Genomic DNA, 17,639 nt, shown 5'->3' with positions numbered 1-17,639 from the left:
ACCAGCGGGGAAAAAAGGCGCATCTATGAACAATTTTACGCATCAGCTGTATATTTTAACCGAGCATGATGAGCTCTATCGCCAGGCGATAGAAGCGCTCAACCTGCCGGACCTGACCATTACCACCAACCGGGATGAAGCGACCCTGTTGCTGGCTGCACCGCCGATGGCCGCGCCGTACCTCAATGACTTCCCGCGTCTCACCTGGCTGCAGTCGGCCTATGCCGGCGTCGATGCCCTGATGGCGCCGGGTTTGCGCCAGGATTATGAGCTGACCAACGTCAAAGGCATCTTCGGCCAGCAAATCGCCGAATACGTGCTCGGCTACGCGATCAGCCACTACCGCCACTTTGCCTGCTATCAGCAGCAGCAAAACCGGCAACAGTGGCAGCCGCATCTGTATCAGTCACTGAGCGGCAAAACGATGACCATACTCGGCACCGGCTCGATTGGCAGCCACCTGGCCAAAGTCGCCAGTGCCTTCGGGCTGGAAGTGATTGGTGTCAACCGCTCCGGCATTCCGCCCAAACAGAGCCAGTTCACCACCACCTATCACGTCAACGAAACTGGGCGCGGCACTGGCGAAAGCGGACATCATAGTCAACACCCTGCCCAATACGCCGGACACCATAGGCCTGCTCGGCGCGGACACATTCGCCCACTGCCATCAGGCGCTGTTGTTTAATGTCGGGCGTGGTAAAACCCTGGTCGAAGCCGAGCTGATCCCGGCGCTGGAGTCCGGCCAGATCGCTCATGCATTTCTCGATGTGTTTGTCGCAGAGTCGCTGGCCGCGGATCATCCGTTGTGGCGCCATGCTGCGATTACTATCACGCCGCACATTGCCGCGCTCAGCTTCCCCGAGCAGGTTGTGGAAATATTTGCCGCCAACTACGCGCTGTGGCGCGACGGTTTCCGCCTTCAGCACCGCATTGATTTCACTAAAGGTTACTGATGCGCCGCGCAGACATTGCCACCACAGATCCGTTGCAGCCGCTGCTGAACGACATCCGTCACTGCCGGGCGTGCGAACCTCATCTGCCGCTCGGCGCTAACCCGGTGATTCAGGCCCATGCTGAGGCGAGGATTTTGATCATCGGCCAGGCGCCGGGACTTAAAGTGCATCAAAGCTCGGTGCCGTGGAACGACCCGAGCGGTGACCGGCTGCGCAGCTGGCTCAACATCGACCGTGATACGTTTTACGACCCGCATAAGATAGCCATCATGCCAATGGGGCTGTGTTATCCGGGACGCGGTAAAAGCGGCGATCTGCCGCCGCGCAAAGAGTGCGCGCCGCTGTGGCATGCCAAAGTGCTGCAGCAACTGCCCAATATTGAGCTGACGCTGCTGATCGGCCAGTACGCACAGAATTTCTATCTGAATGATAAGCCATCCACTCTGACCGAGACCGTACGCCAGTGGCAACGCTGGGCGCCGCAGTATGTGCCGCTGCCGCATCCGTCTCCGCGCAATACCCTGTGGCTGAAGAAGAATCCCTGGTTCGAAACTGAGGTTGTGCCCTTTTTAGTCAAGCAGTTACATGGCATTCTCAATTGTCAGAAAAAAGTCAAAAATATGATCTGACTCATAAAAATGTGACACTCTACCAATAAATGCATTTATCTCAAAAACACACACCTATAGTATTCGGTGCATAAATACGTCTTGTAGTGCTACCGATTTGATAACATGCTAACCATAAAAAGAAAGCTCATTCTCGGCTTATGCAGCCTGGCGCTGTTCGCCTGTCAGTCGACCACGCCGCCGGACTGGTACAGCGCACCACCAACCAATGATCCGCAGTACCTGACCGCCGTCGGCCAAGGCCTGAACCTGACCCAAGCCAAGCAATCGGCACTGAGTCAAATCAATGCCCAGCTCTGGACCCAAATCAACTCCTCCTTTTTGTCACGCGACATCGTCCAGAGCCGTAATCAGTCTGAGAGCGCCAGCTCACTCGTCGATAACCATATCAACAGTAAAACCGCCAATATCACCCTGACCGGCATCGATTATCCCGAGATAGCTAAGAAACGATATCGGCTACTACGTCCAGGCCAAAGTCAGCCGCGATACCGTAGTGCGTCAGTTGCGCTCCGAAATTGAGCAGAGTAACCGCAACGCACAGGCCGTGCTGCAACAGCGCCAGCATCAGGATGCCCTGTTGTGGTGGCTGGCCAACCGCGCGCAAAGCGAGCAAGCTCAGGCCGTTGCCGTGCGCCAGGCAATGTTACGCGCCCTTAATCAGGACGATATACCTCAGGCAGAATATGTCGACCAGCTGGCTGCCGCACTGACACAAGTGCAATCCGGTATTGTTATCCGCGTCTCCGCCAGCCGCAAAGACAAAAAAAGCGCAGAGCTGCTGGCCGATCAGTTTTCCAGGCAGAGCCTGAAAACCACGTTTAGCGGTAGCAAAAACACCACGCACGTACTCAAATTAACTTCACAGTTACGCCAGAGCACGGTCGGGCAAGCCTACATTTCTACGCAGTTTACGACCCTGAAACTCCAGGGGCGTAACGGCAACATACTCGCGAGTAACGAGATTATTTCCAGCGGTAACTCACTGACCAATTACACCTTCTCGAAAGAAGGGGCTGAGCGCAATTTCGCAGACACCGTAAGCGCTCAGGGGCTGTGGACCGCTCTTGGAATTAAATAAGCTAAATTTCGGAATTAATTAGCTAAGCCCAGGAATTAAAAATAAAAACTCGTAATTCAACGAGCAACATTCCTGGTGAAAACAAATAAAGAAAAAAACAATATGGAGTTGTCTATTATGTTCAAACCAACCGCAGTGGCGCTGGGTGTGTCTCTTCTACTTTCTGGCTGTAAACTGATGGGGGAAGATGCGATCTGTACCCCGGATACAGCGGTGCCGATTGCACAAGCCGATGTGGCAGCCAAGTCCAGTGAAGACCGCAAAGTGATCGTGTTACCTGTCGATATGGAATTCAAAGACAGTGCACAAAAACGCATTCAGTCAGTAGTGCGTAACTCTCTGGAAAGCCAGGTAATTGAAACCGGTACTCAGCTTGTTGACCGTAAGCTGGCCAACAAACTGAAAAGTGAAATCAAACTGGCTGAGCAAAGCGGCCGTTACAACACTAAAGGTGTGCCAATCGCCGATTACGCGGTGCTGACCGAAATCACCAGCTCAGACCTGACCGCCAGCTTCAGTGAATCTTACACGTACAAAAACAAAAAAGGCGAAACCAAGCGCGTGCCGTCAAAGTGTAGTTTTGAAGTCGACGTGAACGCGATCGTTAAAGTGGTGTCACTGCCGGACATGGCGCTGGTTAAACGCATCGACATCAGCGGTGATGAAACCTCTACGACAGAAACCCGTGACTCTCGCTGTCCTATCTCACCTGCTGGCTACAAAGGCCTGGCGGCCAAAGCGGCCGCAGAAGCAGTGGAATACAGCGGTGACATCAAAGAGCTGCTGGCTGCTCAGGCCACAGTGATGGAACTGCGCCAGTGTGAAACCGGCTCGATGGTGAAAATCGGTGTTGGCTCGGATAAAAACGTACAGCCAAATGATGAAGTAACCTTTTCAACCATCATGAAAAACGCTGCCGGTGAACAGGAAACCTTTAACGTCGGCGAAGGCGAAGTGGTCAACAACCCGCAGCACGGCATCAAACAGAAATACTCGTGGGTCAACATCGATGAAGAGACCGCACTGAAACTGCATATCGGCGATGCCGCGAAAATCGTCCCGAGTGTGTGTCCTACGTTCGACTTCGGATGTAAAGCCAACCTATATAAAAAACAAGCAGGATTCTAAACCATGAAAAAAACGGTATTAATGAGCCTGATGGCGCTGTCACTGGCAGCCTGTAACAGCACCCAGACCGTAGAAACAAGCGCAGCAGTTCGCGCAGTGTACCTTCCCGGACGCACCGACCACCGAAGCACCAGCCTGGATTTGTGATGTGATGCCAACCGATCTGGAAGCCGGTGCCATGGGTTACGCCAAAAAGAGCGTGGCAGGTATGGGCGTGATGCGCAAAGTCGCGATTAACGAAGCGCGCGTGCAACTGGCCGCTCAGTTCCAGACCGACGTCAACAATATGTTCAAGCAGGCGGTGGAAAGCTCGGTCGATACCAATGAAACCGGCGCAATCGAAAGCGTGGTTGAAACGTTTGAAAGCGTGACCAAAAACGTGGTAACCCGCAGCCTGTCGAACAGCAAGCTGATCGTCAGCCAGGTCAGCCCGACCGGCGGTCTGTACGTACTGGTTGGTATGGACAAAGCGACCTATCAGGCCAACGTAGACCAGGTGGTCGATACGGCGGCCAAAGAGTCCCAGCTGTGGAGCCAGTTCAATTCAGAGAAAGCTGAGCAAGAGCTAAGCAATGCGCTGAATTCACTGAAAACCATGTGATACCAAAGCGGATAAGCCATGATTTCACTCTGGTTTACCATGGTAAATCACGGCTTACCCTGATACAGAAGTATTCAGACGGGTAAATCATATCAGCAGGGAGAAGGACTCTTCCTGCTGGTGTATCGCTCGCTGATCGATTGGTTAGGACCTGCCAATGCGACTATTTTCAAAAACACTTATCGCCCTTTCACTCTCCGCTCTCTGTTCCGGCAGTTTTACCGCCTATGCGACCACAACCAGCCAGGACGCCGAACTGACCCAAGCCACCGCCCAGGCACGCAATCCGCAGGATCGCTCTGCCGAATTTGCAGAATGGGTGGATAACCGCCTGAATGAATACGAAACGTGGCGCGAAAATTACACCCGCGATCTCGACCACAAGCGCCAACAATTGATTGACCAATGGGGCAGCGCGCAAATCTCCGATGCAACCACAGACGTGGAATACAGCACCGACAGTACAGTAAGAAAAGTGGTCGATTATCAGGACAACACCGCCACTGTTTCGGTACTGGTGGATGCCAGCCTGAGCGATGAGCAGGCCAAGCAACTGCTGCTGGCACAAACCGAACTGCCGGATGGAGAAACGGCCGACCTGAACCAGGCGACCTTGTACCAGGAGAGCGTGAAATACTCTGGCGCAGAAGAAAAACGCGAGACGGATTTTGTCCTCAGCCAGACCCGCGCCCAGATGAACGAATTTGATGTCCAGGCCGAACGCCTGGTGATGGCTGATATCGGCATCAGTGAACAATTTATCTATCAACGTGCCTATCGTAAAAAACTGGCCCTGATTGAAGAAGCCAGGCTGCGTATTCAGACGATCCGTGAACAGTACAGCGCCAAACGGGCCGAACTCGGTATTCCTGAACCTGAGCGCAATGCCAGAGAGACAACCAATACCGTTGCTCAAAACGAATCTGTAGTTAAGAGCGATTCTGTTCCTAAGAGCGCTTCCGTTATAAAAAGTAAATCCGCTGAGGAAAATGCACCCGGTCAGCAAGCCACTGCTGCTGAAACAAGCGCGCTAACGGCAAAAACAGCCCAAAACGCCAAGCCAAGCGCAAAAGCTCAGCCGGTCGCGAAAAAAATCATCAGCTACAAGATCAGTCTGCCCAATAACAGTTTGGCCAAACGTGCTCAGCAATATCAGCCGATGGCACTGCAAGAGAGTGAGAAGTTCTCGGTGAATCCGGCGCTGGTCATGGCGATCATGCACAGTGAATCGGCATTCCGCCCGCAGGCAAAATCCCACGTACCGGCCTTTGGTCTGATGCAAATCGTCCCGACCACCGCAGGTCATGATGTCAATCTTCAGGTGCGTAACATTGATGCACCAATGCGCGAAGCCGAGCTGTATCAGCCACCGGTCAACGTCGAAACCGGTACCGCCTATCTGCATATTCTCGACAGCAAGTACCTGAAAAACATCAAGGATGAACAGAGCCGCCTGTACTGCACCATTGCCGCCTATAACACAGGGGCTGGCAACGTCGCGCGTGCCTTTAACCCGGATCGTTCGACCAATATTCGTAAAGCCGCTACCACCATCAACCAACTGACGCCGCAGCAGGTTTACCAGCAGTTGATGACCAATCTGCCTTATGAAGAAACCAAGAATTATCTGAAAAAGGTATCAGCACGTATTGCCCTCTACCAACCGCAAAGCGCGCTTTAAGCCTTTGGCAGGTATGACCAAGCAACCGAAACAGGAGCAGCGGCGATGTTGCGCTTAATGCCGATAATTTTAATCGTGACCGGTATCTATATCGGGATGCAATATAAGGACACCCTCAGTGACTGGCTGGATCAGGACTCGCTCGATAACATCGAAGACCTAGCGACAAAAATGGTCAGTCAAAGTGAGGATGTCATTGTCGATAAACTGAAAGAGATGAAAGAGTAATCATGTCAAATCAGGAACAAACTCTAGGCCAGACGGATCAGCCACAGACCGACCAGCCACAGGCTGAACAAAGCAGTGCACTGAAACAGCAGTGGGGAAAAATCATCGCCCTGGTCTCTATCGTCGCGATTGCGCTGGGCAGCTTCAACGACAGCATGGACGCGCTGGAGAAAATCTACGATTTCTCCCTGTCCCAGTTCACCGACATTCCTTCCCAGGACAAGCTGGATAAAGTCTACGTGCGCGCCTCGGCTAGCGTGCTGGATGAAGCACTGGGCGCACCGGTTTACATCAAGCGCTCCGGCGCCGGTGATGTGATTAAATATTATCAGGATGACCGCTTTGTACTGTCGGCCGTGATCAAAGATGAGGCGATCGCCGCCTATCTGGTGTTTCCGGCCAACGGCTTTATGCCGGATACCAGCAAATCGGCCGGCGGCAGCGACCTGCTGCGCAGCCACTTTGGTAATCAGGAAGACGTGAGCGATCTGCGCGCCGCGCTGTCGCGCATGCTGACCTACTACATTGAAGAGAACACCGGCGGCGAGTTCAATACCTTGTATAACTCGGTCAGCGGCTACTCGGATTTTGAAACCAGCCTGAGTGAGCAGCAACGTGCCCAACTGGGCCGTCTGGTTGACGATATGATGCTCGGCGATGATGTCAGTGACGCCGCGCAAACCCTGCGCCACAATCTGACCCCGAACTTTTACGGTTACAGCACCATCGGCCTGTCAGCACTGGAAGATGCGATCCTGACCAAATCCGAGTTTCGCCTGATTCAGCCCTGAGCGATTGCTGCAGAGACTAAAAAGCCGCGCCCGATATCACCGGACGCGGCTTTTTTCATGACTGACGGTTCTAACCCAATGGCTGATTGAACCCAGTGACTGACAGCTTTAATCCACCACGTTATAACCTTCACTGCGCAGCAGCGCGGCAAACGCTTCACGCGCGCTTTGTTCACCGTGAATCAAATGCACCGCTTTCGGCTTATCATCCAGGCCATGGACGAAATTGAGCAGGTCTTCCTGATCGGCATGCGCCGAATAACCGGACATCACATGAATTTTTGCGTTCACCATGATTTCTTCATCATCAATGGTCACGGTTTTATCGCCCTGCATCAGCGCGCGGCCCAGCGTAACCCGCGGCCTGAAAACCGGCAAAAATCACATCAGTGCGCTCATCCGGCAACAAGGCTTTAAGATAATCGACAATACGCCCGCCTTCGCACATGCCGGAAGCCGCGACCACAATCGATGCTTCACCGGTTGAGGCGAGGCGATTGACCAGCGCCAGATGCGAGCGGTGATCTTCTATGAGTACGCACTGGTCAAACGCGAGCGGATGACGGTGCATATCCAGGCGCTGCTTGGCCTCTTCACCCCACAACTGTTTAAAGCGGCGGTATGATTCGGTAACTTTCTGTGCCATCGGCGAATCGAGAATAATCGGCAGGTCAGCCTTGATCTGATGCTGGTACACCAGCTGCTCAATATCAAACAGCAGCTCCTGGGTACGCCCGACACTGAATGCCGGGATCAAAATCGTGCCGCCATCAGCCAGCGAGCGGCTGATAATCTCGTTCAGCTTTTGCGCCCGCACTTCCACCCCGTCATGCTGCGACCCGCCATAGGTGGTTTCCAGCACCAGATAATCGGCATGCATCGGCGCGACCGGATCCGGCAGCAGCGGCGTATTACTCGGGCCTAAATCGCCAGAGAAGATAATCACTTCCTGATTAGGCAACTGAATTTCCACGTAAGCTGAACCGAGAATATGCCCGGCCGGGACAAACTGACACTGCAGCATATGCCCCTGCGGCGATTCAATCCGAAACAGCGTCTCGTACTCAACCGGCTCAAGCAGGTGGTCAATCTTATCCAGCACCACTTCACGCTGCTTGGCCGACAAGTCCGATTGCAGCTTCATACCATCTTGCAGCATCAGCGGGATCAGCTCTGCCGTGGCCGGCGTACAGTAAATCGGCGCGTTGAAACCAAGCGCAATCAGCCACGGCAAACGGCCGATGTGGTCAATATGAGCATGGGTCAGCAGCAGCGCCTGTATCGGCTCGATATCAAACTCCGCCTCGGCTTCCTGCACATCCTGGCCCTGAAACATGCCGCAGTCGATCAGCACCGCTAAATCATCCACCTGCAGCTCGTGGCACGAGCCGGTCACCGTGTGTTTTCCACCATGATGTATCAGTTGCATTGTACTCTTCCTTTGCCTAGTCAGAACAACGCCATCAGCATAGCCTGGTTCGGTATAATAAAACCCGTCCTGGCAAACACTCTTGGAAGCATTTCATGATTATCTGCAACCTACTAAATTGACACATGACCTAAATTTAAGCTAAACCGAAAAACCAACTAATCTCCCACGAAAAATTCAGCGTGAAACCAGACAAAAAGCGATACTTGCAGCCCACAAGGTCATTCTCTTGCCAAAAGGCCTTATGCTAAGATATCCGCATAAAGACCGACTTGGATTTTCTGCTGTGAACAAGCTTTTTAACAACTCGATCGTCAGTCATGGCATTGGCGTAGTGGGCACCGTATTACTAATTCACCTTATTACCGGTTTGCGGCCCCAGTTACCCGTTACTGTAGTGAACAGTTTCTGGCTGGTCAGTGCAGCGTATATTGGTACCGCGCTTATCGTGCCTAAAATTACCAATTTCTTGCTGGTCGACCGCAAGTACTACATCCTACCCGTACTGACCTCGGTGTATGCTGCGGTCACCGTACTGATCCTGCTGTTGCGTCTGGATTACTCGCGCGAAATTCTGGTGTATGCCTTTTTCATCCAAACCTTATGGATGTACCTGATGGTAAAACTGAAAAAGAACAACACCAAGCTACGCCTGAAAGCGATCAATAATTTCAGTGTACCTTCATTGTGTACCCACCGGGGTCGCATCGAACTCAGCCCGTTCAGCAATGCGCTGTCTATTGCCGAAGTACAAGATGGTTTGGTGGTCGATTTGCATGGCGAGTTGTCCGCCGAAGAAGAAAAATTCATCGCCGACTGCAGCCTAAGCAATATTCCGGTATTTCATTCGGAAAGTATCCGCGAAATGATTGAAGGCACGGTGCAAACCAGCCACTTGTCGGAAAATGCGATTGGTACCTTGATCCCCAATCCGATTTATCAATACATCAAGCGAGGCTGGGAGTCGATGCTGATCATCATCACCTTGCCAGTCACTCTGACCATCATGCTGATCACTGCGGTTCTGATCAAACTGGAAAGTCCAGGACCAGTGATGTTTATCCAAGAGCGGGTTGGCCAAGGTGGTAAAACCTTCCGTATTTACAAGTTTCGCAGTATGACGGTGAAAAGTGATGATGCCGATGACAAGTTTGCTACGCAAGAGCAAGCCCGTGTAACCAAAGTCGGCAAAGTGATCCGCAAGGTGAGAATTGATGAACTGCCCCAGTTTTTTAACGTGCTGAAAGGCGATATGGCACTGATTGGTCCGCGACCGGAACAAGAGAGCTTTGTAAAACAATTTGAGCAGGAAATTCCGTTCTACGGTTACCGCCATATGGTCAAACCTGGCATTACCGGCTGGGCACAAACCGTACACGGCTACGCTGACGACACCGACTCAACCCGTAAAAAGCTGTCTTACGATCTTTTCTATATCAAGCACCTGTCATTCTGGCTGGATATGAACATCGTGATCAAAACAGTTAAAACCATGCTGACCGGCTTTGGGGCTAAGTAGCCCAAACATCGCGCCTATCAATGCAGTAGGGAAAGCGCATAGGTGTCACGGCGCCAATGTATCGAACATCTAACCGAGACTCAAAGTCAGCCGAAAGGCTGACTTTTTTATTGCTCGTTTTTTATGCCTTGCGATACTGACGCACATGCTCGGTGATCCGCTGGGCCACTCTGCGCAGCTCCTCTGGCTGAAAACTGTACCCAGCCCCTTCCACACTGTATTGAAATTTTAGATAGTGGATAAAGCCTTTACGATGAGCAACGCTGACCGGCTGTGGCTGTGACAACGCTGCTGATAGCATATCGAGCGTCACCGGCTGGCAAATGTCTGCTCGGGCAAAAAATGCACGGCCCAGCACAAATAAAGGCTTATCGGTTTCCAATGCTTCCATGCAAACCGTGGAATTAACCGAGATAATCGCCGCCGCATGATTCACCAGTTGTGTGGTATTACCCTGAGTAAACCGAGTGCGGTTGTCCGCCTGATACGACCCCAAATCATTCGGGTGCAGCTTCACCACCAACTGATGAGTGCTCGCCAAGTCAGACTGATAAAAGGCGTGTTCAACATCATTCAACAGCGTTTGATTGGAGGAAAAATCACTGTGGATCAAAAACTGGGTATCATTTTCCAACTGCATCGGGAAAAACACATAATCACCGCCGGGTAACCCATCTTGCTGATGTGCGCCGCCAGCGCCGCGTTTGACCGTTTGCTGCCAAAAGCGCTGCAAGTAAGGCCGAATACGCAACGCATTATGAGCAATCGATGAGTTTAAACCACACAGCCCACCCAATTTATTTAACAGCAGAAAACGCAAAAAATGCCGTTTGGAACGCAGGCTCTCGTGACCATAAAATGGTTCCGGCACATTGAACGGCCGCTCAGGCAGGTCGGCATACTGAGCGAAATCCACATCCAGAGATGCAATACTGGCATTGGCATTCACGCCGTGAAAATCGAGGGTCATGGTATACGGGCGGAAGAGCCCTAATTCACTGACACAAAAGGGCACCCCCAGTTGCAAGCAGATGTCACGCGCCAACGCATGATGCCAACGCAAGTCATTGTGCATCATGACGAAGTCAATCTGGTGCTCCTGCAAATAAAGGCGAAAATAATGGGCAAAGCTGGCCAATTTGGCTAACTCTTCCTGGTTAAGTTTACGACCGGAAAACTTGCCCACATAAGCCGAATAGTGATTATGCGACTGCTTGGCGAGCGCCATATCCTCTTGCGTATAAGTGGTATGCCGGGCCAGAATCCGGCCCAGGAACTCGCAGTCATCGCCAGCAAAGTAGTGACGGTAACCTGATTTGGAAAAAATAGCCCGAAAACAGCTCACCTCTGGCAGCTGCTGCACAATCAGGGAAAAAAAAGGCGAATACGGTGAATCAAGCGAAAGAATATTCATAACTGGGTTTTCAATTCTGCTAACCTGGGTTTTAAGTTTTGCCAACCTGTGCTTTAGTTCATCCGAGAGTGAAACTCTGCTAGCCAAAGTTGAATGATGGCCTCTTTACTAAAGCGGCGGCGATTGCTCAGCGCGCTCTGCGACATACGCTCCCGCAGCGCCTCGTCACTAGCCAACTGCGCCACTTTATCAGCAAAAGCAGCCACATCGAATGCCGGGATAAGAAAACCGTCTTGTTCGTGCGAAATGATTTCCGCTGGCCCGGTTTCACAATCAAAGCTGACGATTGGCAACCCATGCGCCTGGGCCTCGAGCAACACCATTGGAAAACCTTCATTACGCGAAGTCAGAATATAAAATTGCGCTTTACGGTACTCGGCACTGATGTCTGAGGTCGGATCATGAATAGTCACTACTTCACTCAGGCCAAGCTTGGCCAACTCAGCTGTCAGCCAGGCTTTTTGCTCCCCTTCCCCAAACAGGTTAAAGTGCCAGTCGGGACAACGCGGATGCACCTGCTGAATCACTTGCAACAGATAATCCACACCTTTCATCTGATTATAGCGGCCGACAAACAAAATATTTTTCGCCTGTCGTGACTCAGCATTCACGGTCACGTCAGCAAAATTGGTGTAATTAGGGATCACCGCTACCGAGGGTAAATACTTGTCGTAGTAACGCTCTTTGTCGCTTTGGGTCAAGCAAATCAAATGATGAAGCTTCGGGTAGCGCCAACGTTTGACCGCTTTTCTTAACACACCGTAATGATTGTGAGCCAGATGTTCAGCTCCCCACAGCGCAGCCTGCTTAAAACGACAGAAACTGGCAAACAACGTCATCGCAGTACCGACAGCAATCACCACATCGCAGTCTTGAGCATCAATATAGGCTTCAACCCGGCACTTTAACTGCCAGTACCACTGCACCTTCTGTAGCGGATTTAATCCATGCAGCGGCGGCATATCAAGATAATCAATCTTATCATGCATCACCTGGCTGAACTTGGCCGCAGCCGACACCGCCTTCACCTCCAGATCAGCCTGTAATCCACCAAACTCATTGATCAGATTCAGTGTCACCCGCGATAAGCCGCCAGGCATGGTAATGTCGTTGATTAGGTAAATAATTCTCATACTTGGTTTCTTCTACCCACGGTTCAAGGCTATTTTTAGTTGACGCCATAACCGACCAATCATGGGAAGACGCAGATTGACATACAAAGAAAGCGCACTTTTATAATTATACCGATTGATGTATTTAAGCATTTTGAACAGCGAATAGCTGTCTGGAGCGGATTTGTACTGCAAGATTTTAAACGACGACTTTTGCCCCTCGCTCATCAAGTGCGAGTGCTTATGATAAAACATGTCTAATGCTTTCATCCGCTTGCTATTACTGTTGGTGATCCGGTTCATTTCATGCCCGGTATGCCAGACATAAGTTGCTTCACGTAACTTGAGGCCTGGCCCAAAATGCTGAATCAGACGCACCCAGGTATCGTAATCTTGTGAAGCCGGAAACTCGACATCAAAGCCACCAATCTGTTGCAAATACTGCGTGCGGGTCAACACCTGGTTGCCGATCACATTGGTATGCAGAATAGCGTCCAGGCCGATAACACCCGCCCCGTCATCGCGGTAAAAGCGACCTTGACCGGTATCTTCAATCGTCGAGACCGAGACAAAAGAATGCAGATCTGGGTCAAAGTGTTTAAGCAGAGTCTCTATGTGATTGGGCTTAAACTCGTCATCATCATCCAGGCCGGTGATAAATTCACCGCGCGCGATGTCAATCGCCCGGTTACGCGAATAACACGCGCCCCGTGGAGACTCATTTTCCAACAGAATAAGATTGTCGTTTTGGCTCATCAATGCCTGAACCACCGCATTGGTCTCATCCTGAGAACCATCGTTCACCACGATGATTTCCAGCGCTGGATAAGTTTGCGCCAAAACGGAAGCCAAAGCGCGCTGCAAAAGCGCGCTTCGATTGTGAGTTGGAATATAAATAGTCACTAACGGCTGACGATCAGACATCATTCGCCCTTTCTTGCCGCCAGAATCGTGTGAATCTCTTGCCACATCGACGTACTTTGCTGTTTATAGCGTTCAACACGTTCAATGTAGTCAGCTGACTGCACATTCTGCAGCGCAAACTCCAGCGTCTGTTTCACCCTGTCATAGTCCGCGCCCGGCGCCAATAATTGTTGTCCAGCACTGTACTCGGCAAACAACTGCTCGTATTTATGACTCCAACTGGTCCCGACACAAGGTACTTTCTGAGATAGCGCACTGACACAACCATGAAAACGAGAACACACAATCGCTTTACTGGCACCAATGATCCCTTTCACTTTGATTGGGTCCGGTTCTTCAATAAATTCCAGGCTGCCCGCAAAACGCTGGTTAATCTGGTGACATAAATCGCCATCGCCTTTGCCTTCGTGATTGAGCAGCACAGGCGATAATCCCATATCCTGAATAGCTTGAACTGCAGAACACAGTACATCGACATATGAGCTCGCCCAAGACTTATTCAGGTTGCGGCTACCAATCATATTACTGTTAGGAATAATCACGACTTTTTTCGCGCCATTCTGGTAATAATCCGGTACGACTCCCGTGACCAAATTGGTAAAGTCTGGGTAGAGTTTCAAATTAACATCTTCCGCTCCAATCGCTTGAACATGAGCATAACTCTGCTCTTCACGCGCACAGACCAAAGCAGCATCCGCTAAAGAGTCCCGGAGGTATTTGGTATCTTTCGGGTTAGAAAATGGACCAAGTGCCTGAGGCATAAAAATGTAGGTTTTATCAAACTGACCCGCGCGCTTTAACTCACCGTGTAAGTGTCTCACGCCCATGTCTTGCCATTGATCGCCATACGCAAAACCTGACGCATCCAGCACAACGTCAATATCCGCTTCCGTGACGATACCCCACTTGCTTTTCAGGTATTGCCGCACTTTGGTCGGCAACAGATAACTCAGGCGATTTAAATCGAGTACATTTTTGCGAATGCTCAGCTTTTGGTAAGCCCCCACTTTAGCACGGCTCAGATACGGTGAGTTTCGTGTCGGCGCCAAGACAACCTCGACATCGTTGTAGCGCGTGTGAAGCTGTTGCATAATCGCGCACAGCATCAGCTCTGCACCTTTATTTACAAACTGAACGCCTTTAATTTCAATGATCATTTAATCGATAACCTTTACTAAAACTGAGCTGTCTTTTTTCTGTGAATACGCGATGCCACCGTCAGGGTCCGGATGACCAACCGCTAAGAGCATGACAGTACGCTGATGTGCTTGTAAACCGAGTTCTTTATCAAGCATACTCTCTCGACGTTCAATATCAGGCCAATTGATCGGGCATGAGCTTAATCCTAACGTCTCGAGCGCCAGCATCAACTGCATTGTCACCAAACCACCATCGACATAAATTACATGACGATCGCGCTCTGCAGGATAGGCCGACAAATCGCCCACCACCGCAATCATCATCGGTAAATTTTGCGCAAATCCAGCGGTCCCCATCGCACAGTTCGCCACTTTGAGCGCCTTGTCTTTATTGGTGACGGTATAGAACGAAAATGGTTGACGATTACAGGCCGAAGGAGCCTGAGTTGCCACATCCACCGCCTGTTTAATTAAGTCGATACTAACTGGTTTATCCTGATACCAGCGCACAGAAACGACGCTGTTTGAACAGAACCTCCAGTTGGTTTAGGGTCAGCTCACTTCGCACAATGTCCTGATGTTTGTAGGGCACGCACTTTTGCTCATCCACAGCGCACTCAGGCTCCGCTAACTGGGAAAAATTCCGTCGGGCACGGTCAATCGCAGGCTCGGAACCGACCACAATAAAGTATTCCTGCAACACATCCGTACACCACAGATATTCCGCTTGGTTTAAGTTACCGTTTTTCACCCCAGTAACGTAAGCCTCAACGGTTTCTTCAATAAATGCCGTACCGAAAATCTCACGCCGCGGGCGCATGATTAATCCCTTCTCCAGACGATGGGTATTCCGGCGTAATAATGCACAGCCGCCTTCAACCACTGCCAGTGACTGAGCGTATTTCACTCGGCCTTTAAGGACACTCTGGTGTTCTCGATGAAAGGCAGGATTCAATAACAGGTAATAAAGAGATGAAGTGAAACGTGAACACGCGCTTTTAGACGCTAAATAAAAATCCACTTTTTCAATCCAGGATTTTACTGCCTGTTTGCCTTTATACCCCAAAATTTTCTTTAAAAAACGTACCATGACTAAAGCCTAATGATATAAATAATAGTTAATTCAACGGGATAGGTGATTTTTCCGGCACAATAATTGTCTCAAAACTCTGACCGGAAAAGTTAATGTGTTCGACATGATTTTTGCCATGATCAACGTGTCTTTATGCAGCCATAGTACCAGGTAGCTAGAGCAAGCGTATGAAATTAACGTCGCCCAGGCCGCACCGACAATTCCGTAAACGGGAATCCACCATAAATTAAGTACAATATTAACTAGTGCAGCAAGGCCATGCGTCACCAGAGAAAATTTAAGCTGGCTTTCCGCAATCAGCCATTTGCTGAGCAGGGCGCGCATAAAGATAAACACACCGGCCCAAATATGAATCACCAGTACCTGAGCAGCAGCTGCGTATTCAGCACCATACAAGGTATAAACCAACCAGTCAGCGCTCAGCGACATAAATACCGCCAAAGCCAGGGCAAGCCAGAACAATCCATCACAAATCAATTGCAGGTTCTTCTGATAACGAGTCTGGTCCGTTCTGTTCTTTAATAACTTAGGAAAAAAGGAAGAAACAAACGCCACTGGGAAAAAATACCAGACTTCCGAGATCCGGACTGCAATCGAGTAATCCCCGAGGAAACTATCACCCAGCATATCCCCAATCATCAACTGATCTATTTTCAAATAAATTACCGACATAAAACCAGAAAATATCAACCACTTAGACTGTGAAATCAGATCCTTGGAATACTGAGGATGATAAGCCATTCGTTCAGTGAACTGCTTTCTCCTGACAAAAAACATTGCTAATAATAGGCCATTGAGCGCCGGCTCTAACACGATTAACATCAAGAAATATTGCAACGGCAGATCGTAGTAAACCGCTAATACTTTTAGTCCGGAAGCAATCAAAAGCGTCAACACTTTTGACTTAACGGCATATTTGGATTCAACAATAGACTGAAAGTAGAAATCAAATAGATACAATGAGGTAAACATACTGCCAATCGAGGCCAGTATCATCCATTGCATCGGCACTAACGTATTGGTGTAAATGAATAAGCACATGACAGTGGTCAATAATATCGCCACAACCCCACCCACTACCCTCAACGTCAGAGCGGTGCCGACAATCGTCGCTTCACTTCTGTCACCATTCACCAACTCGCGGACCACTAATCCATTCAACCCAAGAGAGGAAAAGGGGACGAGCAAAGCGATAAATGAGGTCAAATAGTTGAGCTGGCCGAACTCGGCTGAGCCTAAATAACGGGCCAAGACAATCGACACCCCAAGGCTCAGCCCCATGGTGATGCCTTTTTCGCCGAGTAACCAAGCAATATTCTTAAACGCTTTTTTCGTTGAGGTAGTTTGTGTCACGAATGTTTACTTTATCTATCAGTCATTGTTGACCGGTACTGGCGTACCTGCATCCAGAAGGTATCTAGTCTAACATGATTTTGATGGGCGGTTTACAAGCAAGCATCCATTTCATCGATGTTGAGTACTACCGGGTGAAATAGGCAACTCATCCAACGCATCATCATGTGCAGCACACAGGCAAACGCTATCAACAGCTCACGGTTACCTCAATATTATCTTTGTATTGTGCCCGCCAGTATCATACTGGTTTGTCTCCACTCGCCTGGATTTAGCACTGATACGGATAAAGACAGCTGCAGTTAGAACGGGAGTTGCCACAACCAGAAAATATTAGGTAATCACCCAGGTGCGTATCAGATAGTCACTCCATGCCAGAAAAGCAGAAGAACGAAGAACGATTAATAAACAATGAGCCATACATATCGTGAAACACCAAAGACCAATCTCACCACTTAAATATTTCTATAGCGCTGAATCTCTAAAACCACCAATACTTTTATATCTCATTCGAAACTCAATAGAACGTATGAAAATTGCATAAAACACAAAGAAAGTTAAAAA

The 17,639-nt window shown here is 50.1% G+C and carries 15 protein-coding genes and 3 pseudogenes; 10 read left to right on the top strand and 8 right to left on the bottom strand.

Annotated features, from left to right (window positions below):
• Positions 1-25: 25 nt before the first annotated feature.
• From ABDK09_08225 to ABDK09_08185, 9 genes and pseudogenes are all read left to right on the top strand, one after another.
• Positions 26-953, top strand: a pseudogene (locus ABDK09_08225) (D-2-hydroxyacid dehydrogenase).
• On the top strand, positions 953-1,582 hold the full coding sequence (locus tag ABDK09_08220; protein XAW89669.1) for a uracil-DNA glycosylase family protein: 630 nt from the start codon (positions 953-955) through the stop codon (positions 1,580-1,582). The pseudogene ABDK09_08225 and the gene ABDK09_08220 overlap by 1 nt, the downstream one beginning before the upstream one ends.
• A gap of 105 nt (positions 1,583-1,687) precedes the next feature.
• On the top strand, positions 1,688-2,104 hold the full coding sequence (locus ABDK09_08215; GenBank protein XAW89668.1) for an LPP20 family lipoprotein: 417 nt from the start codon (positions 1,688-1,690) through the stop codon (positions 2,102-2,104).
• Positions 2,079-2,663 (top strand): hypothetical protein, encoded by a 585-nt coding sequence (locus ABDK09_08210; GenBank protein ID XAW89667.1) that lies wholly within the window; start codon positions 2,079-2,081, stop codon positions 2,661-2,663. Before ABDK09_08215 ends, ABDK09_08210 begins: the two co-directional genes overlap by 26 nt.
• 117 nt (positions 2,664-2,780) lie before the next feature.
• Positions 2,781-3,791, top strand: a complete 1,011-nt coding sequence (locus tag ABDK09_08205) for a hypothetical protein (protein XAW89666.1) — start codon at positions 2,781-2,783, stop codon at positions 3,789-3,791.
• Positions 3,792-3,794: 3 nt separating this feature from the next.
• Positions 3,795-4,392 (top strand): annotated as a pseudogene (locus tag ABDK09_08200) (hypothetical protein).
• A gap of 157 nt (positions 4,393-4,549) precedes the next feature.
• On the top strand, positions 4,550-6,073 hold the full coding sequence (locus ABDK09_08195) for a transglycosylase SLT domain-containing protein (protein XAW89665.1): 1,524 nt from the start codon (positions 4,550-4,552) through the stop codon (positions 6,071-6,073).
• A 57-nt stretch (positions 6,074-6,130) separates the two neighbouring features.
• Positions 6,131-6,301, top strand: a complete 171-nt coding sequence (locus ABDK09_08190; protein XAW89664.1) for a hypothetical protein — start codon at positions 6,131-6,133, stop codon at positions 6,299-6,301.
• Positions 6,302-6,303: 2 nt separating this feature from the next.
• Entirely contained in the window at positions 6,304-7,092 is a 789-nt protein-coding gene (locus ABDK09_08185; protein XAW89663.1) for an ETEC_3214 domain-containing protein, read from the top strand.
• Between the two features lie 108 nt (positions 7,093-7,200).
• Here the strand turns inward: ABDK09_08185 and ABDK09_08180 are convergent.
• A pseudogene (locus ABDK09_08180) lies at positions 7,201-8,521 on the bottom strand (MBL fold metallo-hydrolase).
• 286 nt (positions 8,522-8,807) lie between these two features.
• Here ABDK09_08180 and ABDK09_08175 point away from each other — a divergent pair.
• Complete coding sequence (locus ABDK09_08175; protein XAW89662.1) at positions 8,808-10,040, top strand: exopolysaccharide biosynthesis polyprenyl glycosylphosphotransferase; 1,233 nt, start codon at positions 8,808-8,810, stop codon at positions 10,038-10,040.
• Positions 10,041-10,161: 121 nt separating this feature from the next.
• On the opposite strand, the gene ABDK09_08170 is transcribed toward ABDK09_08175, so the two are convergent.
• From ABDK09_08170 to ABDK09_08140, 7 genes are read right to left on the bottom strand one after another with little or no spacing between them, the layout of a single operon-like run.
• A complete protein-coding gene (locus tag ABDK09_08170) occupies positions 10,162-11,454 on the bottom strand; it encodes a capsular biosynthesis protein (protein XAW89661.1) in 1,293 nt (430 codons plus the stop codon).
• Between the two features lie 53 nt (positions 11,455-11,507).
• On the bottom strand, positions 11,508-12,587 hold the full coding sequence (locus tag ABDK09_08165) for a glycosyltransferase family 4 protein (GenBank protein ID XAW89660.1): 1,080 nt from the start codon (positions 12,585-12,587) through the stop codon (positions 11,508-11,510).
• Positions 12,588-12,599: 12 nt separating this feature from the next.
• Positions 12,600-13,493, bottom strand: a complete 894-nt coding sequence (locus ABDK09_08160; protein XAW89659.1) for a glycosyltransferase — start codon at positions 13,491-13,493, stop codon at positions 12,600-12,602.
• Entirely contained in the window at positions 13,490-14,647 is a 1,158-nt protein-coding gene (locus tag ABDK09_08155) for a polysaccharide pyruvyl transferase family protein (GenBank protein XAW89658.1), read from the bottom strand. The genes ABDK09_08160 and ABDK09_08155 overlap by 4 nt, the downstream gene beginning before the upstream one ends.
• Positions 14,648-15,139 (bottom strand): nitroreductase family protein, encoded by a 492-nt coding sequence (locus ABDK09_08150; protein XAW89657.1) that lies wholly within the window; start codon positions 15,137-15,139, stop codon positions 14,648-14,650. It abuts the gene before it with no gap.
• Positions 15,120-15,719: a hypothetical protein gene (locus ABDK09_08145; protein XAW89656.1), complete on the bottom strand. Its 600-nt coding sequence runs from the start codon at positions 15,717-15,719 to the stop codon at positions 15,120-15,122. Before ABDK09_08145 ends, ABDK09_08150 begins: the two co-directional genes overlap by 20 nt.
• A 33-nt stretch (positions 15,720-15,752) precedes the next feature.
• Complete coding sequence (locus ABDK09_08140; GenBank protein ID XAW89655.1) at positions 15,753-17,075, bottom strand: flippase; 1,323 nt, start codon at positions 17,073-17,075, stop codon at positions 15,753-15,755.
• Positions 17,076-17,639: the final 564 nt, after the last annotated feature.

The sequence above is a fragment of the Vibrio sp. CDRSL-10 TSBA genome (assembly GCA_039696685.1).
Classification (GTDB): Bacteria; Pseudomonadota; Gammaproteobacteria; order Enterobacterales; family Vibrionaceae; genus Vibrio.
Note: the sequence above shows the minus strand (reverse complement) of the source record. Positions and strands in the feature narration are given on the sequence as shown.

Excerpts from the sequence above, each read along its gene's own strand:
- ABDK09_08160 (XAW89659.1), bottom strand. The coding sequence starts at position 13,493 with ATGATGTCTGATCGTCAGCCGTTAGTGACTATTTATATTCCAACTCAC.
- ABDK09_08170 (XAW89661.1), bottom strand. The coding sequence starts at position 11,454 with ATGAATATTCTTTCGCTTGATTCACCGTATTCGCCTTTTTTTTCCCTG.
- ABDK09_08195 (XAW89665.1), top strand. The coding sequence starts at position 4,550 with ATGCGACTATTTTCAAAAACACTTATCGCCCTTTCACTCTCCGCTCTC.
- ABDK09_08205 (XAW89666.1), top strand. The coding sequence starts at position 2,781 with ATGTTCAAACCAACCGCAGTGGCGCTGGGTGTGTCTCTTCTACTTTCT.
- ABDK09_08215 (XAW89668.1), top strand. The coding sequence starts at position 1,688 with ATGCTAACCATAAAAAGAAAGCTCATTCTCGGCTTATGCAGCCTGGCG.
- ABDK09_08155 (XAW89658.1), bottom strand. The coding sequence starts at position 14,647 with ATGATCATTGAAATTAAAGGCGTTCAGTTTGTAAATAAAGGTGCAGAG.
- ABDK09_08165 (XAW89660.1), bottom strand. The coding sequence starts at position 12,587 with ATGAGAATTATTTACCTAATCAACGACATTACCATGCCTGGCGGCTTA.
- ABDK09_08190 (XAW89664.1), top strand. The coding sequence starts at position 6,131 with ATGCCGATAATTTTAATCGTGACCGGTATCTATATCGGGATGCAATAT.
- ABDK09_08145 (XAW89656.1), bottom strand. The coding sequence starts at position 15,719 with ATGGTACGTTTTTTAAAGAAAATTTTGGGGTATAAAGGCAAACAGGCA.
- ABDK09_08220 (XAW89669.1), top strand. The coding sequence starts at position 953 with ATGCGCCGCGCAGACATTGCCACCACAGATCCGTTGCAGCCGCTGCTG.
- ABDK09_08185 (XAW89663.1), top strand. The coding sequence starts at position 6,304 with ATGTCAAATCAGGAACAAACTCTAGGCCAGACGGATCAGCCACAGACC.